General features: G+C 63.5%; 20 protein-coding genes. 15 read left to right on the top strand and 5 right to left on the bottom strand.

What is annotated here, in order from left to right; genetic code table 11:
• The first annotated feature begins 171 nt into the window (after nucleotides 1-171).
• The 13 genes from AC1M7R_RS07645 to AC1M7R_RS07585 all read left to right on the top strand — a co-directional run bounded on the left by AC1M7R_RS07645 (nucleotide 172) and on the right by AC1M7R_RS07585 (nucleotide 12,644).
• A complete protein-coding gene (locus AC1M7R_RS07645; RefSeq protein ID WP_076406195.1) occupies nucleotides 172-1,443 on the top strand; it encodes a glutamate-5-semialdehyde dehydrogenase in 1,272 nt (423 codons plus the stop codon).
• A 34-nt stretch (nucleotides 1,444-1,477) separates the two neighbouring features.
• Nucleotides 1,478-2,131 (top strand): nicotinate-nucleotide adenylyltransferase, encoded by a 654-nt coding sequence (gene nadD / locus AC1M7R_RS07640; protein WP_168199065.1) that lies wholly within the window; start codon nucleotides 1,478-1,480, stop codon nucleotides 2,129-2,131.
• Nucleotides 2,132-2,188: 57 nt separating this feature from the next.
• The gene (gene rsfS / locus AC1M7R_RS07635) at nucleotides 2,189-2,614 is read left to right on the top strand and encodes a ribosome silencing factor (protein WP_072395809.1); all 426 of its coding nucleotides are present in this window, start codon (nucleotides 2,189-2,191) and stop codon (nucleotides 2,612-2,614) included.
• Nucleotides 2,615-2,623: 9 nt separating this feature from the next.
• The gene (rlmH, locus tag AC1M7R_RS07630; protein ID WP_003185785.1) at nucleotides 2,624-3,091 is read left to right on the top strand and encodes a 23S rRNA (pseudouridine(1915)-N(3))-methyltransferase RlmH; all 468 of its coding nucleotides are present in this window, start codon (nucleotides 2,624-2,626) and stop codon (nucleotides 3,089-3,091) included.
• Between the two features lie 10 nt (nucleotides 3,092-3,101).
• A complete protein-coding gene (mrdA, locus tag AC1M7R_RS07625; protein ID WP_072395811.1) occupies nucleotides 3,102-4,997 on the top strand; it encodes a penicillin-binding protein 2 in 1,896 nt (631 codons plus the stop codon).
• 31 nt (nucleotides 4,998-5,028) lie between these two features.
• Nucleotides 5,029-6,132, top strand: a complete 1,104-nt coding sequence (gene rodA, locus AC1M7R_RS07620; protein ID WP_165887857.1) for a rod shape-determining protein RodA — start codon at nucleotides 5,029-5,031, stop codon at nucleotides 6,130-6,132.
• 17 nt (nucleotides 6,133-6,149) lie between these two features.
• The gene (gene mltB, locus AC1M7R_RS07615; RefSeq protein ID WP_072395815.1) at nucleotides 6,150-7,160 is read left to right on the top strand and encodes a lytic murein transglycosylase B; all 1,011 of its coding nucleotides are present in this window, start codon (nucleotides 6,150-6,152) and stop codon (nucleotides 7,158-7,160) included.
• Nucleotides 7,160-8,170, top strand: a complete 1,011-nt coding sequence (locus tag AC1M7R_RS07610; RefSeq protein WP_123595231.1) for a septal ring lytic transglycosylase RlpA family protein — start codon at nucleotides 7,160-7,162, stop codon at nucleotides 8,168-8,170. The genes mltB and AC1M7R_RS07610 overlap by 1 nt, the downstream gene beginning before the upstream one ends.
• Nucleotides 8,171-8,335: 165 nt before the next feature.
• On the top strand, nucleotides 8,336-9,493 hold the full coding sequence (locus AC1M7R_RS07605; protein ID WP_072395825.1) for a D-alanyl-D-alanine carboxypeptidase family protein: 1,158 nt from the start codon (nucleotides 8,336-8,338) through the stop codon (nucleotides 9,491-9,493).
• An 80-nt stretch (nucleotides 9,494-9,573) separates the two neighbouring features.
• Complete coding sequence (locus AC1M7R_RS07600; protein ID WP_072395826.1) at nucleotides 9,574-9,849, top strand: DUF493 domain-containing protein; 276 nt, start codon at nucleotides 9,574-9,576, stop codon at nucleotides 9,847-9,849.
• Nucleotides 9,849-10,496, top strand: a complete 648-nt coding sequence (gene lipB / locus AC1M7R_RS07595; RefSeq protein ID WP_072395827.1) for a lipoyl(octanoyl) transferase LipB — start codon at nucleotides 9,849-9,851, stop codon at nucleotides 10,494-10,496. The genes AC1M7R_RS07600 and lipB overlap by 1 nt, the downstream gene beginning before the upstream one ends.
• A 1-nt stretch (nucleotide 10,497) precedes the next feature.
• Nucleotides 10,498-11,520, top strand: coding sequence for a lipoyl synthase (lipA, locus tag AC1M7R_RS07590; RefSeq protein WP_072395828.1), 1,023 nt, complete (start codon nucleotides 10,498-10,500; stop codon nucleotides 11,518-11,520).
• Between the two features lie 167 nt (nucleotides 11,521-11,687).
• The gene (locus AC1M7R_RS07585) at nucleotides 11,688-12,644 is read left to right on the top strand and encodes a S66 peptidase family protein (RefSeq protein ID WP_072395830.1); all 957 of its coding nucleotides are present in this window, start codon (nucleotides 11,688-11,690) and stop codon (nucleotides 12,642-12,644) included.
• Between the two features lie 104 nt (nucleotides 12,645-12,748).
• Here AC1M7R_RS07585 and AC1M7R_RS07580 read toward each other — a convergent pair whose 3' ends face one another.
• From AC1M7R_RS07580 to leuS, 5 genes are all read right to left on the bottom strand, one after another.
• Nucleotides 12,749-14,071, bottom strand: a complete 1,323-nt coding sequence (locus tag AC1M7R_RS07580) for a lytic murein transglycosylase (RefSeq protein ID WP_072395832.1) — start codon at nucleotides 14,069-14,071, stop codon at nucleotides 12,749-12,751.
• 73 nt (nucleotides 14,072-14,144) lie between these two features.
• A complete protein-coding gene (gene arfA, locus AC1M7R_RS07575; protein ID WP_072395834.1) occupies nucleotides 14,145-14,309 on the bottom strand; it encodes an alternative ribosome rescue factor ArfA in 165 nt (54 codons plus the stop codon).
• A gap of 365 nt (nucleotides 14,310-14,674) precedes the next feature.
• Nucleotides 14,675-15,712: a DNA polymerase III subunit delta gene (holA, locus tag AC1M7R_RS07570; RefSeq protein ID WP_072395836.1), complete on the bottom strand. Its 1,038-nt coding sequence runs from the start codon at nucleotides 15,710-15,712 to the stop codon at nucleotides 14,675-14,677.
• A 50-nt stretch (nucleotides 15,713-15,762) separates the two neighbouring features.
• Nucleotides 15,763-16,368: an LPS-assembly lipoprotein LptE gene (locus tag AC1M7R_RS07565; protein ID WP_072395838.1), complete on the bottom strand. Its 606-nt coding sequence runs from the start codon at nucleotides 16,366-16,368 to the stop codon at nucleotides 15,763-15,765.
• Nucleotides 16,369-16,457: 89 nt separating this feature from the next.
• On the bottom strand, nucleotides 16,458-19,064 hold the full coding sequence (leuS, locus tag AC1M7R_RS07560) for a leucine--tRNA ligase (protein WP_072395840.1): 2,607 nt from the start codon (nucleotides 19,062-19,064) through the stop codon (nucleotides 16,458-16,460).
• Between the two features lie 292 nt (nucleotides 19,065-19,356).
• Between leuS and AC1M7R_RS07555 the strand changes: the two genes are divergently transcribed.
• Nucleotides 19,357-19,677 carry a hypothetical protein gene (locus AC1M7R_RS07555; RefSeq protein WP_072395842.1) on the top strand — a complete coding sequence of 107 codons (321 nt, stop codon included), beginning with the start codon at nucleotides 19,357-19,359 and terminating at the stop codon, nucleotides 19,675-19,677.
• Between the two features lie 101 nt (nucleotides 19,678-19,778).
• Nucleotides 19,779-20,540, top strand: coding sequence for a YdcF family protein (locus AC1M7R_RS07550; protein WP_490610325.1), 762 nt, complete (start codon nucleotides 19,779-19,781; stop codon nucleotides 20,538-20,540).
• Nucleotides 20,541-20,643 lie beyond the last annotated feature (103 nt).

Raw genomic sequence — 20,643 nt, 5'->3', positions numbered from 1 at the left:
GAGGCCAAAGGAAGCGCGATGATAGCAATGCCAATCTTAATCACCGCTGAACAGGTGAAATTTGTGCCGGTTTTGTGCTTCCGCCGGTCACCGCTGCGAGTCCACGCTGTTAGTCGAGGGATACGACAGTTATAATCTGCCGCTTTCTCCCTCGCCAAGACCACACAGACCATGACTGAGTCCGTTCTTGACTACATGACCCGCCTGGGTCGCGCCGCTCGCGAAGCGTCGCGCATCATCGGCCGGGCCAGCACCGCGCAGAAAAACCGCGCCCTGCAGGCCGCCGCCAATGCGCTGGACGCTGCGCGCGCCGAGCTGTCCGCCGCCAACGAGCTGGACCTGGCCGCCGGCCGGGCCAACGGCCTCGAGCCGGCCATGCTCGAGCGTCTGGCGCTGACGCCGGCCCGCATCGACGGCATGATCGTCGGTCTGCGCCAGGTCGCGGCGCTGCCGGATCCGGTGGGGGCGATCCGCGACATGAGCTATCGCCCGTCGGGCATCCAGGTCGGCAAGATGCGCGTGCCCCTGGGCGTGGTCGGGATCATCTACGAGTCGCGGCCGAACGTGACCATCGATGCGGCGAGCCTGTGCCTGAAGTCCGGTAACGCGACCATCCTGCGTGGCGGTTCCGAGGCGATTCATTCCAACCGTGCCATTGCCGCCTGCATCCAGCGCGGCCTGGCCGAAGCCGGCCTGCCGGCGGCCGTGGTGCAAGTGGTGGACACCACCGACCGCGCCGCTGTCGGCGCGCTGATCACCATGCCCGAGTTCGTCGATGTCATCGTGCCTCGTGGTGGCAAGGGGTTGATCGAGCGGATCAGCCGCGACGCCCGCGTGCCGGTGATCAAGCACCTGGACGGCATCTGCCACGTCTATGTCAGTGCCCACGCCGATCTGCCCAAGGCCCAGCGTATCGCCTTCAATGCCAAGACCTATCGCTATGGCATCTGCGGCGCGATGGAAACCCTGCTGGTGGACCAGGCCGTGGCCCGGGACTTCCTGCCGCCCATGGCTGCACAGTTGCGCGAAAAAGGCGTCGAGCTGCGCGGTTGCGAGCGCACCCGCGCGGTCATCGAGGCCGTTGCGGCCACCCAGGAAGACTGGGACACCGAGTACCTGGCGCCGATCCTGTCGATCCGCGTGGTCGACGGGCTGGATGAAGCCATCGAGCACATCAATCGCCACGGCTCGCACCACACCGACTCGATCGTCAGCGAGCACCAGGGGGAAACCCGGCGCTTCGTGGCCGAGGTGGACTCGGCGTCGGTGATGATCAATATCCCGACCTGCTTCGCCGACGGTTTCGAATACGGATTGGGTGCCGAGATCGGCATTTCTACTGATAAGCTGCACGCCCGCGGCCCGGTGGGCCTCGAAGGCCTGACCTGCGAGAAGTACATTGTGGTCGGTGACGGCCAGTTGCGCGGACAGGAGCCGGTCTGACTTGGGCGATCTCGACCCGGCAGTCGCTGCGACGATGACAACCGCGCCCCGGCGCATCGGCATCCTGGGCGGCACGTTCGATCCGGTGCACATCGGCCATTTGCGCGGTGCGCTGGAAGTCGCCGATGCCCTGGGCCTCGATGAGCTGCGCCTGACGCCCAGCGCCAGGCCGCCGCACCGGGGAACGCCGCAGGTATCGGCACAGGACCGTCTGGCGATGGTCGAGTGCGCGGTGGCAGGTGTGCCGCCGCTGGTGGTGGACGCCCGCGAATTGCAGCGGGACAAGCCGTCCTACTCCATTGACACCCTGGAGCTGATGCGTGCCGAACTGGCCGCCGATGCCCAGGTTTTCCTGCTTCTGGGCTGGGACGCATTTTGCGGCCTGCCTACTTGGCATCGCTGGGAGGAGTTGCTCCAGCATTGCCACATCCTGGTGTTGCAGCGCCCGGATGCCGACAGCGAGCCGCCGGATGCCTTGCGCAACCTGCTGGCGGCCCGCTCGGTGAGCGACCCGCTGGCCCTGAAGGGGCCGAGCGGACAGATTGCATTCGTCTGGCAGACGCCGCTCGCGGTATCCGCCACCCAGATCCGTCAACTGCTGGCCAGCGGTAAGTCGGTACGTTTCCTGGTGCCCGACGCGGTCCTGGCCTACATCGATGCGCACGGGCTGTACCGTGCGTCGAACTGAACAAGGCGTGCTTCACTGTTACGAAGCGCCCGAACATATGAGCAAAACGAGTTTTATATGACGAACAAAGACACCGTAATCGAGAACCCGATGGTCAAAGTGATCGTCGATGCCCTGGAAGACGTGAAGGCCCAGGACATCCAGGTTCTGGATGTTCGCGAAAAGCAAAGCATCACCGACTACATGATCATCGCCACCGGTACCTCCAATCGCCAGATCAACGCGATGCTGGAAAAGGTCCGTGAAGAGGTGAAGAAAAAGGGCCTCAAGCCTCTGGGCGAAGAAGGCAAGGGCGACAGCGACTGGGTACTGCTGGACCTGGACATCGCCATCGTGCACATGATGACCGCCTCGGCACGCCAGTTCTACGACCTGGAGCGCCTGTGGGCCGGTGCCGAGCAGAGCCGTGCGGCCGATGCCCGTCACCACAGCCCGGAAAACACCCATGAGCACTTCACCAAGCTCAACAAAGACCAGCAATAAGGGACCGCTGTGCGACTGCGCCTGATCGCCGTCGGTTCCCGCATGCCCAAGTGGGTCGAAGAGGGCTGGCATGAATATGCCAAGCGTCTTCCGTCCGAGCTGGCCCTGGAACTGGTGGAAATTCCGCTCAACACCCGTGGCAAGAACGCCGACGTGGCGCGCTTCATCCGCCAGGAAGGCGAAGCCATGCTGGCCAAGGTCGGGCCGAACGAGCGGATCGTCACCCTGGAGGTCCATGGCAAGCCCTGGAGCACCGAGCAACTGGCGGTGGAGCTCGATCGCTGGCGGCTGGATTCGCGCACGGTGAACTTCATGGTCGGCGGTCCGGAAGGGCTGGCGCCGGAAGTCTGTGCCCGGGCCGACCAGCGCTGGTCGTTGTCGCCCCTGACGTTGCCGCACCCGCTGGTGCGGATCCTGATCGGTGAACAGCTGTATCGTGCCTGGACAGTCCTGTCCGGGCATCCTTACCACAAGTAATCCAGCCCTCATGCCCCAGCCGATCCGCATCAAGGACCACGAAAAAGACGCCCGCCTGGTGCGCAGTCGCGTCGTGTTCGGTGCCATCACTGTGGTGGCGCTGATTGGCGTGCTGATTGCGCGGCTCTATTTCCTGCAGGTCATCCAGTACGACTATCACTCCACACTGTCGGAAAACAACCGGGTGCATGTCCAGCCGATTCCGCCGACTCGCGGGCTGATCTTCGACCGCAATGGCGTGGTGGTGGCCGATAACCGGCCCAGCTTCAGCCTGAGCATGACCCGCGAGCGTTCCGGCGACTGGCAGAAGGTGCTCGACGTGATCGTCGAAGTGCTGCAGCTCACGCCCGAGGACCGGGCCATCTTCGAGAAACGCATGCGCCAGGGGCGGCGGCCGTTCGAGCCGGTGCCGATCCTGTTCGAGCTGACCGAGGAACAGATCGCCCTGATCGCGGTGAACCAGTTCCGCCTGCCCGGCGTCGAGGTGGTGGCACAGTTGGTCCGGCATTATCCCCAGGGGCCGCACTTTGCCCACTCGGTGGGCTACATGGGGCGGATCAACGAGAAAGAGCTCAAGACCCTCGACCCGGTCAACTACAGCGGTACGCACCACATCGGCAAGACCGGCATCGAGCGCTTCTACGAGGCCGAGCTGCATGGCCAGGTGGGCTACGAGGAAGTCGAGACCAACGCCCGGGGCCGCGTGCTGCGGGTGCTCAAGCGCACCGACCCGATTCCCGGCAAGGACATCGTGCTGAGCCTGGACATCAAGTTGCAGGAAGCCGCCGAAGCGGCGCTGGGCGGGCGGCGGGGGGCCGTGGTGGCGCTGGACCCCAACACCGGTGAAGTCCTGGCGATGGTCAGCCAGCCGAGTTTCGATCCGAACCTGTTCGTCACCGGCATCAGTTTCAAGGCCTACGCCGAGCTGCGCGACTCCATCGACCGGCCGCTGTTCAACCGTGTGCTGCGCGGTCTTTATCCTCCGGGTTCCACCATCAAGCCCGCGGTGGCGATTGCCGGCCTCGACGCCGGGGTGGTGACCGCCTCGAGCCGGGTCTATGACCCTGGCTACTACATGCTGCCCAACTACGATCACAAGTACCGCAACTGGAACCGTACCGGCGACGGTTACGTGGATCTGGAAACGGCCATCATGCGTTCCAACGACACCTACTTCTACGACCTGGCCCACAAGCTGGGGATCGATCGGCTGTCGTCCTACATGACCAAGTTCGGGATCGGCCAGAAAGTCTCCCTGGATATGTTCGAGGAGTCGCCGGGCCTGATGCCGTCCCGGGAATGGAAGCGGGCGACCCGCCGCCAGGCGTGGTTCCCGGGTGAAACCCTGATCCTGGGGATCGGCCAGGGCTACATGCAGGCCACGCCGTTGCAACTGGCCCAGGCCACGGCCCTGGTGGCCAGCAAGGGCAAATGGCACCGTCCGCACCTGGCCAAGACCATCGAGGGCCAGACCCCCGTGGACCCGGATCCGATGCCGGACATCATCCTGCGCAATCCGTCGGACTGGCAGAAGGTCAACAACGGCATGCAGCAAGTGATGCATGGCGCCCGGGGCACGGCGCGCAAGGCGGCCATCGGCTCGCCGTACCGGATCGCCGGCAAGAGCGGTACGGCCCAGGTGGTCGCCATCAAGCAGGGCGAGAAGTACGACCGTTCCAAGGTCCAGGAGCGCCATCGCGACCACGCCCTGTTCGTCGGTTTTGCCCCGGCCGAGAACCCCAAGATCGTCGTGTCGGTGATGGTGGAGAACGGTGAGTCCGGTTCCGGCGTCGCCGCGCCGGTGGTGCGTCAGGTCATGGACGCCTGGCTGCTGGATGAGCACGGTCAGCTCAAGCCTGAATTCGCAAGCCCTATCAGCGCGGAGGCTACGGCCCGTGAAGAGTAATTTCGACCGGATCCTCTCCAGCGAAGACGTGATGCGCCGTCGCGCCACCCTGCTGCAACGCATGCACATCGATGGACCATTGCTCATCCTGCTGCTGATCCTGGCCGCCGGCAGCCTGTTCGTGCTGTATTCGGCCAGCGGCAAGAGCTGGGACCTGCTGGCCAAGCAGGCCACTTCGTTCGGTATCGGCCTGGTGTCGATGATCGTCATCGCCCAGTTGGAGCCGCGCTTCATGGCACGCTGGGTGCCCCTGGCCTATGTCGTCGGCGTGAGCCTGCTGATCGTCGTGGACGTGATGGGCCACAACGCCATGGGCGCCACGCGCTGGATCAACATTCCCGGGGTGATCCGCTTCCAGCCTTCGGAATTCCTCAAGATCATCATGCCGGCGACCATCGCCTGGTACCTGTCCAAGCGCTCCCTGCCGCCGCAACTCAAGCATGTGTGTATCAGCCTGTTGCTGATCGGCATCCCGTTCATCCTCATCGTGCGCCAGCCGGACCTGGGCACGTCGCTGCTGATCCTGGCCGGCGGCGCCTTCGTGCTGTTCATGGGCGGGCTGCGCTGGCGCTGGATCCTGAGCGTGATCGCCGCCGCCGTGCCGGTGTCGGTGGCCATGTGGTACTTCGTGATGCACGACTACCAGAAGCAGCGGGTCCTGACGTTCCTGGACCCGGAGAGCGACCCGCTGGGCACCGGCTGGAACATCATCCAGTCCAAGGCGGCCATCGGCTCGGGCGGTGTGTTCGGCAAGGGCTGGCTGATGGGCACCCAGTCGCACCTGGACTTCCTGCCGGAAAGCCACACCGACTTCATCATCGCGGTGATGGGCGAGGAGTTCGGCCTGGTGGGCATCTGCCTGCTGCTGCTGATCTACCTGCTGCTGATCGGCCGGGGGCTGGTCATCACTGCCCAGGCCCAGACCCTGTTCGGCAAGTTGCTGGCGGGCAGCCTGACCATGACGTTTTTTGTTTATGTTTTCGTCAACATCGGTATGGTCAGTGGCTTGTTGCCCGTGGTGGGGGTGCCGTTGCCCTTCATTAGCTACGGAGGAACTTCGCTGGTGACGCTACTGTCAGCGTTTGGGGTTTTGATGTCGATTCATACACACCGCAAGTGGATCGCTCAGGTTTGAATAAGGTGAAGAGTTCAATGCAAGCAATGCGTGGCTGGTCGACGCGACATGTTCCGTGGATCGGCTTGGTCGGCTTCCTGGGCGCTGCGTCGCACGCCTTGGCCGGCGAATACGAAGGCTCGCCGCAGGTGGCCGAATTCGTCGGTGAAATGACCCGCGACTATGGCTTCGCCGGTGAGCAACTGATGGGCGTGTTCCGCGAGGCCGAGCGCAAACAGTCGATCCTCGATGCGATTTCCCGGCCCGCCGAGCGGGTCAAGCAGTGGAGCGAGTACCGGCCGATGTTCATCACCGAGGCGCGCATCGCCCGGGGCGTGGACTTCTGGCGCCAGCATGAGGCCGCCCTGGCCCGCGCGGAGCAGGAATACGGTGTGCCGGCCCAGGTCATCGTGTCCATCATCGGCGTGGAGACCTTCTTTGGCCGCAACACCGGCAACTTCCGGGTCATCGACGCCTTGTCGACCCTCGGCTTCGATTATCCGCCGCGCGCCGAGTTCTTCCGCAAGGAGTTGCGTGAATTCCTGCTGCTGGCCCGCGAAGAACAGGTCGATCCGTTGACCCTCAAGGGTTCCTACGCCGGGGCCATGGGCCTGCCGCAATTCATGCCCAGCAGTTTCCGCGCCTATGCAGTGGATTTCGACGGCGACGGCCACATCAATATATGGACCAACCCCACCGATGCCATCGGCAGCGTCGCCAGCTATTTCAAGCGTCACGGCTGGGAAGCCGGCCAGCCGGTGGTCAGCCGTGCCGACGTGCGTGGCGACCAGGTGGACCAGGGGCTGAGCGAGGGCATCGAGCCGACGAAAACCGTCGGGGAGTTGCGAGCGTTGGGCTGGTCGAGTCATGATGCGCTGCGTGATGACATGCCGGTCACCGCCATGCGCCTGGAAGGCGAACAAGGGCCCGAATACTGGATGGGCCTGAAGAATTTCTACGCGATCACGCGTTATAACCGCAGTGTGATGTACGCCATGGCCGTGCATCAGCTGTCTGAAGAGCTGGTAAAAGCACGGGGCGTCAAATAATGCGGGCATTGCCTACCTGTCAACCCCTGAAGCTCGTGGCATTGGTCGCGTTGTCGCTGCTGGTCGTCAGCTGTTCGACCAGCCGCGCGCCGGCCCAGAAGAACAGCACCGCCGTGCGTGCCACGCCGGGCCTGGACATCAACCGTGCCCACAAGGACGGCGCGCCGTGGTGGGACGTGGATGTCTCGCGCATTCCCGATGCCACGCCGACCCTGCACACCGGTCCCTACAAGGCCAACCCCTATACGGTACTGGGCAAGACCTACTTCCCGATGGCCGACTCCAAGCGTTATGTCGCTTCGGGCACGGCCTCCTGGTATGGCACCAAGTTCCACGGCCAGAACACCGCCAATGGCGAGGTGTACGACCTGTATGGCATGAGCGCGGCCCACAAGACCCTGCCGCTGCCCAGTTATGTCCGGGTGACCAACCTGGACAACAACAAGAGCGTGATCCTGCGGGTCAACGACCGCGGGCCGTTCTATTCCGACCGTATCATCGACCTGTCGTATGCGGCGGCGAAAAAACTCGGTTACGCTGAAATCGGCACCGCGCGGGTCAAGGTCGAGGGCATCGACCCGCAGGAATGGTGGGCCCAGCGAGGCCGTCCGGCGCCTTTGATGCTCAACGAGCCGAAAGTGGCGCAGAATGCGGCGCTGGCGGTGACGGCTTCCACCGGAACGGTGGAGCAGTGGACGCCTCCGCCGCAGCAGCACGCCGCGGCCGTCGTGCCGATGCAGGTCGAGGCAAAAAAAAACGCTTCTGCAACGGCGTCTGGCCAGTATCTGCAAGTGGGCGCGTTCGCCAACCCGGACGCTGCAGAACTGCTACGGTCGAAGCTGAGCACGATGGTGAGCGCTCCGGTGTTCATCAGCTCGATCGTGCGCAACCAGCAGACACTGCATCGGGTGCGCCTGGGGCCGATCGGTTCTCCGGGTGAGGTCCAGCAGGTCCAGAACAGCGTGCGCCTGGCCAATCTCGGTTCGCCGAGCCTGGTCACCGCCGAATGATTTGATTCAAGGCCCGCTTGCGGTTCGAGCGGGTCAGGTTGTTGGCTCCATGAATAACAAAAGCCCGGCAAGGGATGTGAGTGAGCAACTTAAATACGCGGCAGCTCCAGGGCTGCCTGTTTAGTTTTGCCTTTGGGCAGTCCCATTAGCGATTTCGAGAGACGGATGAACATCACCACCTTTGCCAAGCGCCTTTGCCTGCTAGTCCCGCTGCTTCTTTCTCCCACCGCGTTCGCGGCCGAGATGATGCCGTCGCCTCCACAACTGGCGGCCAAATCCTTTGTGCTCATGGATGCCAGCAGCGGCAACGTGCTGGTCGAGAGCAATGGTGACCAGCGCCTGCCTCCGGCCAGCCTGACCAAGCTGATGACTGCGTACATCGCCACCCTGGAGATCCGTCGCGGCCAGATCGGCGAAAACGACCCGGTCACCGTCAGCGAAAACGCCTGGCGCACCGGCGGTTCGCGGATGTTCATCAAGGTCGGTTCGCAAGTGACCGTCAGCGACCTGCTGCACGGCATCATCATCCAGTCCGGCAACGATGCCAGCGTCGCCCTGGCCGAGCACATTGCCGGCAGCGAAGACGCGTTCGCCGACATGATGAACAAGACGGTCGCCGACCTGGGCATGACCAACAGCCACTTCATGAACCCCACCGGCCTGCCGAACCCCGAGCACTACTCCTCGGCTCACGACATGGCGATCCTGGCGCGGGCGATCATTCACGAAGACCCGGCGCACTACGCCATCTATTCCCAGAAGGAGTTCTTCTGGAACGGCATCAAGCAGCCTAACCGCAACCTGCTGCTGTGGCGCGACAAGACCGTCGACGGCCTGAAGACCGGCCACACCGAAGAGGCCGGCTACTGCATGGTGTCTTCGGCGGTTCGTGACGGCATGCGCCTGATCGCGGTCGTCTTCGGCACCAACAGCGAAGTGGCCCGTGCCGCCGAGACCCAGAAGCTGCTGACCTACGGTTTCCGCTTCTTCGAAACCCAGACCTTCTACCAGAAGGGCACCGAACTGGCCCAGGCCCAGGTCTGGAAAGGCACCAGCAGCCAGGTCAAGGCCGGCCTGGCCCAGGACCTGACCATGACCCTGCCAAAAGGCCAGCTCAAGAAGCTTGCCGCCAGCATGACCATGAATCCACAACTGACCGCCCCTATCGCCAAGGGTGACGTGATCGGCAAGGTGGAAGTCAAACTGGAAGACAAAGTGGTGCACAGCGCCGACCTGATCGCCCTGGACGCGGTCGAGGAAGGTGGTATCTTCCGCCGCATGTGGGATAGCATCCGTCTATTCTTCTACGGCTTGTTCAACTGATTCGAGTGTTGACCCTCATGGCCCCGTTCCTGTCCGGCGCGGGGCCATGTTCGTTACCACGGCTTGTGAGGCCGTACGCCATGACAGACTCTGAAGTAAAGGCGCCAAAAATCGAATTTCCGTGCGCGGATTACCCCATCAAGGTAATCGGCGATACAGGGGTGGGCTTCAAGGACAGGATCGTCGCCATCGTCGAGAAGCACGCCACCGTTGATCTCAAGAGCCTGGCCGAGCGCCAGAGCACCAACGGCAAGTACACCACGATTCAGTTGCACATCATCGCCACCGGCCAGGAACAGCTGTACGACATCAACAGCGAACTGCGGGCGACCGGTTTCGTGCACATGGTGTTGTGATGCCGGGCACGCTGGGCTTTCGCGAGCTGGGCCGGATGGCTTACGAACCGGTCTGGCATGCCATGCAGCGCTTTACCAACGAACGCGGTGACACCACCGCGGACGAAGTCTGGCTGGTGGAACACCCGCCGGTGTTCACCCAGGGCCAGGCCGGCAAGGCCGAGCACCTGCTGCTGCCGGGGGATATTCCGGTGGTGAAGGTCGACCGCGGCGGGCAGGTGACTTACCATGGCCCCGGCCAGCTGGTCGCGTACCTGCTGCTGGACGTGCGCAAGCTGGGGTTTGGCGTGCGTGAGCTGGTGACGCGCATGGAGACCTGCCTGATCGAGCTGCTGGCCAGCTACGGCGTGAGCGCCGCAGCCAAGCCGGATGCACCGGGCGTCTATGTCGACGGGGCGAAAATCGCTTCCCTGGGCCTGCGGATCCGCCACGGTTGTTCGTTTCACGGCCTGGCGTTGAACGTGGACATGGATCTTTCGCCGTTTCGACGGATTAATCCCTGTGGTTATGCGGGGCTGGCGATGACCCAGCTGCGCGATCACACAGGAACGATTGAATTTGCCGAGGTAAGTGCCCGGCTGCGCGCGCAGCTCGTCAAACACCTCGACTATGCTGAGCAGACGACCCTCACGGGCGGAATCGACTGATATGACTACTGATGCAGTGCAAACCATGATCCCGACGCAGGATGTTACCGAACGTCCGGCTCCGCGTGCCAAGGTCGAGGCCGGCGTAAAGCTGCGCGGCGCCGAGAAGGTTGCACGCATCCCGGTCAAGATCATCCCGACCACCGAGCTACCCAAGAAACCGGACTGGATCCGCGTGCGTATCCCGGTTTCCCCGGAGGTCGACCGGATCAAGGCGCTGTTGCGCAAACACAAGTTGCACAGTGTCTGTGAAGAGGCTTCCTGCCCGAACCTGGGGGAGTGCTTCTCCGGCGGCACCGCGACGTTCATGATCATGGGTGACATCTGCACCCGTCGTTGTCCGTTCTGCGACGTGGGCCACGGCCGTCCGAAACCCTTGGATGCAAGCGAGCCGGAAAACCTGGCCGTCGCCATCGCCGACCTGAAGCTCAAGTACGTGGTCATCACGTCGGTGGACCGCGACGACCTGCGTGACGGTGGTGCCCAGCACTTCGCCGACTGCATCCGCGAGATCCGCAAGCTGTCGCCGAACGTGCAGCTCGAAACCCTGGTGCCGGACTACCGTGGCCGCATGGACATCGCCCTGGAAATCACCGCCGCCGAGCCGCCGGATGTCTTCAACCACAACCTGGAAACCGTACCGCGCCTGTACAAGGCCGCGCGTCCGGGGTCGGACTACCAGTGGTCGTTGACCCTGCTGCAACGTTTCAAGCAAATGATGCCGCACATCCCCACCAAGTCCGGCCTGATGCTGGGCCTTGGGGAAACCGACGACGAAGTCATCGAGGTCATGAAGCGCATGCGTGAACATGACATCGACATGCTGACCCTGGGCCAGTACCTGCAACCGTCGCGCAGCCACCTGCCGGTCCAGCGCTTCGTGCACCCGGATACCTTTGCCTGGTTCGCCGAGGAAGGCTACCGGATGGGCTTCAAGAACGTCGCTTCCGGTCCGTTGGTGCGTTCCTCGTACCATGCCGACGAGCAGGCGAAGCTGGTCAAGGCCGAGTTGCTGGGTTCCTGATTCGGCGGCCAGCCTCCAGAATGCCCGCGCGGTGTCTCGCCAGCGGGCATTTTTTTGCCTCGGATTTCTGTAAATTCAGCCTTTCTTGTAGCAACCGGCGGCGATCCCTTCTGTTCGGGCTCGTTTCTGACTACTGTGTGTGCATCACTTCCCAGGGAGATCCATGGATGACCGTTCGACCCACGCACGCCCTTTGTCCTCACCAGCCGGTCCCCGCGTTGCCGCCCGAGGGAGTGATCGCCGTGATCGCGCCGGCCGGTCCCGGCGTGCTGGACACGGAAAAGGCAGTGCAATGGATGCGTGCCCGTGGCCACGAGTTGCGGATATTCCCCGGGGTCTATGAAAAGGATGGCTACCTGGCTGGCAGCGACGACGTTCGCCTCGACGACTTCCACGCCGCCTTCGCCGACCCCGAGGTCAAGGCCATCATTTGCCTGCGCGGTGGCTATGGCACGCCGCGCTTGCTGGATCGCATCGATTTCCAGCTTCTGCGCGACAACGCCAAGCCGTTTGTTGGCTACAGCGATATTACCGCGCTGCACCTGGCCATCAGCCGATACGCGGGTTTCGTCACGTTCCATGGGCCGTTGCTCAACGCCGATCTGCTGGGGGGCAAGGAGCCCTCCACCGTCACTTCGTTTTTCAGCTTCCTGCGCGGGCAGATGAAGGCGGGCAGCGTCATGATCCATCCCGAGGCCTATCCGTTGACCGTCGTGAAGCCTGGCATCGCCCAGGGGCGCCTGTTGGGGGGGAATCTGTCGATTATCGCGGCCACCATGGGCACGCCTTATCAGATCGATGCCGACGGGGTGATTCTGTTCATCGAGGACGTCAACGAGCCGCTGTACCGCATCGACCGGTTACTGACCCAGTTGCGCCTGGCCGGCACCTTGTCGCGGCTCAACGGCGTGCTGGTGGGGGATGTGGCCGGGGTGGATGGCGAGGCGCTGAATCGCTTGCTCAAGCAGACCCTCGAACCTTACGGCATCCCGGTGCTGTCCGGCTGGCGTAGCGGGCACTGCGATCCGAACCTGACCTTGCCCATGGGGGCCTTGGTGAAGCTGGATGCGGGGGGCAAGCGGTTGGTATTGGAACAGGATGTGGTGGCTGACCGTCAGGCTTGATGTTGAGCAGCCCCAGGGGTTGGATATGTGTCCAACTCCTGGAGACAGCCCGTTTGAGCCGGGTTTCCATGTGGAAGCGAGCTTGCTTGCGGCCGCAAGGTGAGTCAGCGGTTGCGCAGGCCTTCCAGCAATTGATGGGTCGGGTACCCATCCGCCGGCCAGCCGAAGGATTGCTGGGCACTGCGAATCGCCTTGCGGGTGTTGGCGCCGATGATGCCGTCGGGGTTGCCTGCGTCGTAATTGTGCTTGCTTAGCAGGGTTTGCAGTTCGATGCGTTCGCTGCGACTCAGAGGCAGGTCATCCTTGGGCCACTGGCCGTAGATCAATCCCCCCTCTCTGAACCGCTCCGACAGCAGGCCCACCGCCAAAGCGTATGACGAGGAGTTGTTGTACTTGAGAATGGCGCGGAAGTTGTCGAGCACCAGGAACGCCGGGCCGCGATAACCGGCGGGCAGCAGCAGGGCCGCCGACAGTTGTTCGGTGCCGGGCGGGACCTGGCTGCCGCTCGGCAGGCTGACCCCCAGTTGCAGCCATTCGGAGACCGGCTTGCGGACCGAGCCATCGGCCAAGGGGTAGTTGAACCCATCCTTGAGTCGCACCTCGAACCCCCACGGCTGGCCGCGTTGCCAGCCGGAGCTTTGCAGGTAGTGGGCGGTGGAGGCCAGGGCGTCGGTGGCGCTGCCCCAGATGTCGCGGCGGCCGTCGCCGTCGAAGTCCACTGCGTGGGTGTTGTAGGTCGTGGGGATGAATTGGGTCTGGCCCATGGCGCCGGCCCACGAGCCGAGCATTTTTTCCGGTGTGATGTCGCCCTGTTGCAGGATTTGCAGCGCGGCGATCAGTTGCGCGTGGGCGAAGCCCGGGCGCCGCCCTTCATAGGCCAGGGTCGCCAGGGAGTTGATCACCGACTTGTTGCCCTGAAACTGGCCGAAGTTGCTCTCCATGCCCCACACCGCCACCAGCGCCTGGCGATCCACGCCATAACGCTGCTCGATGTTCTGCAGGACCTGGGCATTCTGCTGGATCAGGTTCTTGCCTTTGCTGACCCGCAACGGGGACAGCGCGCCATCGAGGTATTCCCAGACCGGCCGGGTGAACTCCGGCTGACTGCGATCGGCCTTGATCACGCTCATGTCCGGGCTCACGCCGATAAAGGCGCGATCGAACAGGTCGGCACGAATTCCGGCGGCCAGGGCTTCCTTGCGAAAGCTCGCTTGCCATTCGGCGAAGGTCTGGGTGGGAGCGATGTCGAGGTTGTCGCCGGTGGGTACCACAGGTGGGACCACGGCCGGAGCGGTCACGGCGGTAACGGTCTGGAGTGGTTGGGCGTCGGCGGCGGTGGGTTTTTCTGCGCAGGCGACTAGCAGCGCGAGGCTTGTGGCAGCAGCCAATTGGCGCAGGGGCCAGCGGCGAGAAAGACAGAAGGGCATGCAGGGGTCCAGAAATACAGATCAGATGCTGACCTTATCATGGGCGAGGCACAATTGGGCTGGTCCCGATGTTTCAAGCCGCCACAAAGCAAGAAGCCTCCCAGTTGTCAGACTGGAAGGCTTCGCGGCGGTAGCTGCCCTTGCCCTTGGCGGGTCGTTCCTGACGGCTTCGGAACAGGGGCTGGGCGATGATGGACTTGGCCTTGTTGGGGCCATGCCTGGATGGCTTTTTGCGCATGATCGGATCTCTCCTGGGGGATGATTTCTTGCGAGGCAAATCATGGGACAGGACTGGGTTTTTGTCCAGTCCCTGCATTGTGCAGGAAGTGACGTTCAGACGGACAGGCAATTTGTGGTGAGAGATTGCCTGTGGCGAGGGAATTTTCTGTTGGGGTGTGAAGCCGCGCTGGAGTCTGGTGCTGCAGGGTTTCAGGTGCGAATCAAGGGGGGCGCTTCGCGCCCCAGCGGGGATAAATCCCCTCGCCACAGATAAGTCCCGTTGCCACAAATGATCCCGTTGCCACAGATGAATCTCTTCACCACGGGTAGTCCCCTGCCGGGTAAGTCTCCAGTCAACGGTATGCAGTGTGCTCTGCCGTGTGTTTATTCGGCGGGTAACGGCAGGCGCTGGCCGGCCATCAACAGCGTCAACCGGCTCAGGCTCATCCACGGCGAGCCTGCGGCCTGGCCCTTGATCTGCGCATCGATGCGCTGGGCTTCCAGCAGCAACTGCGCCCAGCGCGGTGCGGAATAGCGTTGCAGGGCCTTGCTCATCAGCGGTTTGCGCTTGTCCCAGACCGGGGGGCGGGCCTGGCTGAAGGCTTTGTCCAGGGGGACGCCCTGGCTGTATTGCAGCGACAGGTTGGCCAGCAGGCGCAACTCCCGGGCCAGGGCCCAGAGGATCACCGGCGGCTCGACGCCTTCGCCCCGCAAACCCTCGAGCATGCGCAGGGCATGGGCGGCTTCGCCGTTGAGGATCGCATCGGTCAGGCCGAAGACATCGAAGCGCGCACTGTCGGCTACGGCGGCTTGCACCGTTTCCACGGTGATCTGCCCGTCTTCGGCCATCAGCTTGAGCTTTTCGATCTCCTGGGCGGCGGCCAGCAGGTTGCCTTCGACCCGGGCGGCGATCAGTTCCACTGCGTCCTGGCTGGCCGACAGGCCGGCCTGGGACAGGCGCTGACGGATCCAGCTCGGCAACTGGCTGACGTCCACCGGCCAGATCTGCACGAACTGGGTCTGTGGGCCTTCGACCAGGGCCTTGCCCCACTTGGTCTTCTGCGCGCTGCCGTCGAGTTTCGGCAGGCTGATGAGCAGTACGGTGTCCTCGGCCGGTCGTGAGCAGTATTCGATCAGCGCGGCGGCCCCTTTGTCGCCGGGTTTGCCGGACGGCAGGCGCAGTTCCAGCAAGCGTTTCTCGGCGAACAAGGACATGCTCGCACCGGCCTGGAGCAAGGTGCCCCAGTCGAAGCTGGCGTCGGCGGCGAACACCTGGCGCTCGTCGAAGCCTTGTTGGCGGGCGGCGCAGCGGATGGCGTCGGCGGCCTCCTGGCACAGCAGCGGGTCGTCGCCGCTGATGATGTAGACCGGCGCGAGGGCACCTTGCAGATGTTTGCCGAGTTGGGCGGGGGCCAGCTTCATAGACGGTTCATAAGAGAGGGCGAGCGGGGCGCGAGGGCGCCCCGCAAGGCTTATTCAGAAGGGATCTGCAGGGGCGACTGCTGCGGGGTTTGCGCCTCAGCCTTGCGTGCCGCTTCCAGCGCTTCGGCTTCTGCCTTGGCTCGGGCATCGGCGGTCTGCTGCAGTTGATCCAGTTGGGTGGGCGTCAGTTGCTGCAGGCGCAGCATCATGCGCTGTACCAGGTCACGGCGTATTTCGCCGCGCACTTCGCTGGACTCCTGGTCGGAACCGGTGATGTTGTTGCCGTCGTGCAGGTAGACCTTCTGCACCTGGAGCTTGTCGTCCAGCAGCATCAGGTTATTCCGGCCGCGCACTTCATAGCTCAGCACGCTGGACAGCTCGTACTCGGCCGAACGGCCGGCACCGGCGTAGCTCAAGCTGCGCTGGGTTTGCTGCTCGTTGGTCAGGACCAGCTTGTACGGTGCCCCGCTGTAGATTTTCACGCCGCTGCTCTCCAGCGTCTGGCGCAGCATTTTCACGGTGTCGCCATAGGCATCCCGTGCGCTGAGATCCAGCTCGGTGATGGCCAGCTCGGTGGTGCCGGTGCCCCGCAGCTGGAAGCCGCAGGCGCTCAGCAGGACGGTCAGGCCCATGACCAGCAGATTACGTTTGATCATCTTGTTGCTCCCCTTGAAACCCTATGGGCCGACAGTGCGGCCCCGCAGGTCATATTCGGCGCCCGGCCGCGGCCGGGCGCCCGATCCAATTAGCTTGCGACGATATTGACCAGTTTGCCGGGCACCACGATCACTTTACGGATCGTCAGGCCGTCGACGAAGCGCAGCACGTTTTCGTTGGCCCGTGCGGCGGCTTCGACTTCTTCGCGACTGGCGCTGGCCGGCATTTCGATCTGCCCGCGCAGCTTGCCGTTGACCTGGATGACCAGGGTCAGGTTGTCTTGAACCAGCGCGCTTTCATCCACCACGGGCCAGGAAGCGTCGATCACCGGGTCCGCGTGGCCCAGGCGATTCCACAGTTCATGGCTGATGTGCGGGGTGATCGGAGCCAGCAGCAACGTGACGGCCTCCAGGCCTTCATGCAGCAGCGCACGATCCTGTTCGGTACCTTGGGCGGCTTTTTCCAGGACGTTCATCAACGTCATCACCTGGGCGATGGCGGTGTTGAATTTGTGATTCTGGCCGACGTCATGGCTGGCCTGCTTGATGGCCAGGTGGATCGCGCGGCGGATGGCCTTCTGTTCGTCGTTCAGGGCGGTGATGTCCAGCTTGCCCGGCAGGCCCTGGGTGACGTGGGCCTGGGCCAGGCGCCAGACGCGCTTGAGGAAACGGTGCGAGCCTTCGACGCCGGAGTCGGACCATTCCGCGCTCATGTCCGGTGGCGAGGCGAACATCATGAACAGGCGGCAGGTGTCGGCGCCGAACTGGTTGATCATCGACTGTGGGTCGACGCCGTTGTTCTTGGACTTGGCCATCTTCTCGGTGCCGCCGATTTCCACCGGCAGGCCATCGGCGATCAGCTTGGCGCTGATGACCTTGGCCTTGCTGTCACGCTCCAGCTCCACGTCCGCCGGGTTGTACCAGGTGTAGGCGCCGTTGGCCTCGCGGCGGTAGTAGGTCTCGGCGACCACCATGCCCTGGGTCAGCAGGTTCTTGAACGGTTCGTTGGAATTGACCAGGCCTTCGTCGCGCATCAGCTTGTGGAAGAAGCGCGCATAGAGCAGGTGCAGGATCGCATGTTCGATACCGCCGATGTACTGGTCCACCGGCAGCCAGTGGTTGGCTGCCGCCGGGTCTACCAGGCCGCCTTCATAGCGCGGCGAGGCATAGCGGGCGTAGTACCAGGAGGACTCGACGAAGGTGTCCATGGTGTCGGTTTCACGCTTGGCCGGTGCGCCGCATTTCGGGCAACTGCACTCGTAGAACTCGGGCATGCGCGCCAGGGGCGAGCCGGCACCGTCGGGTACGACGTCTTCCGGCAGGACCACCGGCAGCTGGTCTTCCGGCACCGGGACGTCGCCACAGGCGTCGCAATGCACGATCGGAATCGGGCAGCCCCAGTAGCGCTGGCGGCTGATGCCCCAGTCGCGCAGGCGGAACTGGGTGCGGGAGGCGCCCAGGTTCTTCTTGATCAGGGCCACTTCGATGGCGTCGAACGCGCCGGCGAAGTCCAGGCCGTCGAATTCGCCGGAGTTGATCAGCTCGCCGTGCTCACCGTAGGCGTCCTGCCAAGGGGCCGGGGTCTGGTCGCCCGCGCTGGTGCGGACCACCGGCTTGACCGGCAGGTCGTACTTGTGGGCGAATTCGAAGTCACGCTCGTCGTGGGCCGGCACCGCCATCACGGCGCCATCGCCGTAGTGCATCAGCACGTAGTTGGCGACCCATACCGGAAGTTTCTCACCGGTCAGGGGGTGCTCGACGAACAGCGAGGTCGGCAGGCCTTTTTTCTCCTGGGTGGCGACATCGGCTTCGGCCACACTGCCGCTCTTGCATTCGGCGATGAAGGCTTGCAGTTCGGAGTCGTTCCGGGCCGCCAGGGTCGCCAGCGGGTGCTCGGCGGCGACGGCGACGTAGGTGGCGCCCATCAGCGTATCCGGGCGGGTGGTGAAGACTTTCAGGGTACCGGCTTCGCCGATGGAGGCGACATCGTACGGGAACTGCACTTCCATGCCCCGGGACTTGCCGATCCAGTTGCGTTGCATGGTCTTGACCTGTTCGGGCCAGCCGGTCAGTTCGTCGAGACTCTCCAGCAGCTCATCCGCGTAGGCGGTGATCTTGAAGTAGTACATCGGGATCTCGCGCTTTTCGATCAGCGCGCCGGAGCGCCAGCCGCGGCCGTCGATGACCTGTTCGTTGGCCAGTACGGTCTGGTCCACCGGGTCCCAGTTCACGGTGCCGTTCTTGCGGTAGATCACGCCTTTTTCGAACAGGCGGGTGAACAGCCACTGTTCCCAGCGATAGTAGTCGGGCTTGCAGGTGGTGACCTCGCGGGACCAGTCCACCGCCAGGCCCAGGCTGCGCAGCTGGGACTTCATGTAGGCGATGTTTTCGTAGGTCCACTTGGCAGGGGCCACCTTGTTCTTCATCGCGGCGTTTTCCGCCGGCATGCCGAAGGCGTCCCAGCCCATGGGCTGCAGGACGTTCTTGCCTTGCATGCGCTGGTAGCGGGAGATCACGTCGCCGATGGTGTAGTTGCGCACATGCCCCATGTGTAGCTTGCCGCTGGGGTAAGGGAACATCGACAGGCAGTAGTAGGTTTCCTTGCCTGGCTGTTCGCTGACTTCAAAGGACTTTTGCTCGTCCCAGAAAGACTGGGCGGCGGCTTCGATTTCACGGGGCTGGTAGTGTTCGTGCATGGCTACTTTTGTACTGAATGGGGTGGCCCAATCCGCTTCGTTGCCATGCTGGACGCGAACGACGCCAAATGTGGCGCTTTCGATGCCCAGCGGAGCTGGAAGTGGAGTTACAGGAAGCGCCGTAGCATACATGACCGCGCTCCGCGGAGGGAAACCCTGATTGCGTGTCGGACCGTGTCGACAGCCAGCGCCACCGAGCGTTCAGGGCCGTTGGTCGCGGCGTCCTGCCGGTTTGCCCAGCGAAGCTAAGCTTCTCAATGGGGAGTGAGTCTTATCTTCAATGAGGTGAGGGATGGTTGAATCACAACGAAAAGTCGCTACACCGGAGTTGTATGAAAAACTGATCGATCGTCTCGGGGTGGCCCTGGACGCTGCAAGAACCGCCGGCCGCTTGCGCGATGAGCGTCCGGCAGAGCTGGAACTGCGTGGCTTGAGCCCCGCAGAGTTCGAACTGGTCAAGGCTTACCTCGAACAGGTCGGACATCAGGCCCGCACAAGCGGGGCCCAGGTACTCCAGCGTCTCGATGCGCCCCGTTCGGCCAAGGTTGTCTGGCTCAAGGATCGGACGCCCGACAAGGATGCTGCAAAGGTCCGGTCCATGCAGTTCAAGTAAGCCGGATTCACGCGTGCTGCTTTTTTGATTCAAGGTCTTTTCGAATCTGTTGTCGCTTTGCGTCAACCCACCTAGGCTTCGGGCATCTATGGAGATGCCCGATGCCGTTTCGCTATTTCATCAAACAGCTTTTATTACCTCCCGGCCTTCTGTTGCTGTTGCTGGCGCTTGCCTGGTGGTGGCGTGATTCCCGGCCGCGCCTGGCCCGCCTGTGTTTTATCGTGGGGCTGGGCGGTTTCTGGCTGATGAGCCTGCCGGTGGTGGTGCAGTGGAGTGCCAAGGCCCTGGAGCGCGAACCGCCTTTGCTGCACAGCGAATGGGCAGGTCTGGCCCAGCGGGCCGATGCCATCGTGATACTGGGCTCGGGCCGCGAGCGCGGCGACCTGGCCTGGGGCGCCGACCAGCCCACTGGTGTCGGCCTGGAGCGCCAGCGTTATGCGGCGCGCCTGGCCAAGGCCTCGGGACTGCCGGTGCTGACCTCCGGCGGCCTGCACTACGGCAGCCCGCCCTCCGAGGCACAGTTGATGGCCGATTCGATGCGGGACGATTTCGGCGTCACCGTGCGCTGGCAGGAAAGGCGCAGCCGCACCACTTGGGAAAATGCCCGGATGAGCGCCGAGATCCTGCTGCCGGCGGGTATCAAGCGGGTCGTGGTGGTGACCCAGGCGTGGCACATGCCACGGGCGGTCATGAGCTTCGAACGGTCGGGATTTGAAGTGGTGCCGGCGCCGGTGGGTTTCCTGGGGCAGGACAATGCGCGACCGCTGGGTGGCTGGATGCCGGAGTTCAAGTCGATCTGGCAATCAGGGCAGTTGATGAACGAGGCGGTGGGGCTGGTGGGGTATTGGTTGTTCTATCGCTGAACGGCCTTGTGATGAATGGCCTGTCTGTGGCGAGGGGGTTTTATCCCTGCTGGGCTGCGAAGCAGCCCCGAAAAAGAACCGACACTGTGGTGTGCCAGACAGT

The organism is Pseudomonas sp. MS01C9 (genome assembly GCF_058202755.1).
The sequence above is the reverse complement of the archived record's forward strand: the minus strand, read 5'-3'. Positions and strand labels throughout refer to the sequence as shown.

Excerpts from the sequence above, each read along its gene's own strand:
- AC1M7R_RS07645 (WP_076406195.1), top strand. The coding sequence starts at position 172 with ATGACTGAGTCCGTTCTTGACTACATGACCCGCCTGGGTCGCGCCGCT.
- nadD (WP_168199065.1), top strand. The coding sequence starts at position 1,478 with ATGACAACCGCGCCCCGGCGCATCGGCATCCTGGGCGGCACGTTCGAT.
- rsfS (WP_072395809.1), top strand. The coding sequence starts at position 2,189 with ATGACGAACAAAGACACCGTAATCGAGAACCCGATGGTCAAAGTGATC.
- mrdA (WP_072395811.1), top strand. The coding sequence starts at position 3,102 with ATGCCCCAGCCGATCCGCATCAAGGACCACGAAAAAGACGCCCGCCTG.
- rodA (WP_165887857.1), top strand. The coding sequence starts at position 5,029 with ATGCGCCGTCGCGCCACCCTGCTGCAACGCATGCACATCGATGGACCA.
- mltB (WP_072395815.1), top strand. The coding sequence starts at position 6,150 with ATGCAAGCAATGCGTGGCTGGTCGACGCGACATGTTCCGTGGATCGGC.
- AC1M7R_RS07610 (WP_123595231.1), top strand. The coding sequence starts at position 7,160 with ATGCGGGCATTGCCTACCTGTCAACCCCTGAAGCTCGTGGCATTGGTC.
- AC1M7R_RS07605 (WP_072395825.1), top strand. The coding sequence starts at position 8,336 with ATGAACATCACCACCTTTGCCAAGCGCCTTTGCCTGCTAGTCCCGCTG.
- AC1M7R_RS07600 (WP_072395826.1), top strand. The coding sequence starts at position 9,574 with ATGACAGACTCTGAAGTAAAGGCGCCAAAAATCGAATTTCCGTGCGCG.
- lipB (WP_072395827.1), top strand. The coding sequence starts at position 9,849 with ATGCCGGGCACGCTGGGCTTTCGCGAGCTGGGCCGGATGGCTTACGAA.
- lipA (WP_072395828.1), top strand. The coding sequence starts at position 10,498 with ATGACTACTGATGCAGTGCAAACCATGATCCCGACGCAGGATGTTACC.
- AC1M7R_RS07585 (WP_072395830.1), top strand. The coding sequence starts at position 11,688 with ATGACCGTTCGACCCACGCACGCCCTTTGTCCTCACCAGCCGGTCCCC.
- AC1M7R_RS07580 (WP_072395832.1), bottom strand. The coding sequence starts at position 14,071 with ATGCCCTTCTGTCTTTCTCGCCGCTGGCCCCTGCGCCAATTGGCTGCT.
- arfA (WP_072395834.1), bottom strand. The coding sequence starts at position 14,309 with ATGCGCAAAAAGCCATCCAGGCATGGCCCCAACAAGGCCAAGTCCATC.
- holA (WP_072395836.1), bottom strand. The coding sequence starts at position 15,712 with ATGAAGCTGGCCCCCGCCCAACTCGGCAAACATCTGCAAGGTGCCCTC.
- AC1M7R_RS07565 (WP_072395838.1), bottom strand. The coding sequence starts at position 16,368 with ATGATCAAACGTAATCTGCTGGTCATGGGCCTGACCGTCCTGCTGAGC.
- leuS (WP_072395840.1), bottom strand. The coding sequence starts at position 19,064 with ATGCACGAACACTACCAGCCCCGTGAAATCGAAGCCGCCGCCCAGTCT.
- AC1M7R_RS07555 (WP_072395842.1), top strand. The coding sequence starts at position 19,357 with ATGGTTGAATCACAACGAAAAGTCGCTACACCGGAGTTGTATGAAAAA.
- AC1M7R_RS07550 (WP_490610325.1), top strand. The coding sequence starts at position 19,779 with ATGCCGTTTCGCTATTTCATCAAACAGCTTTTATTACCTCCCGGCCTT.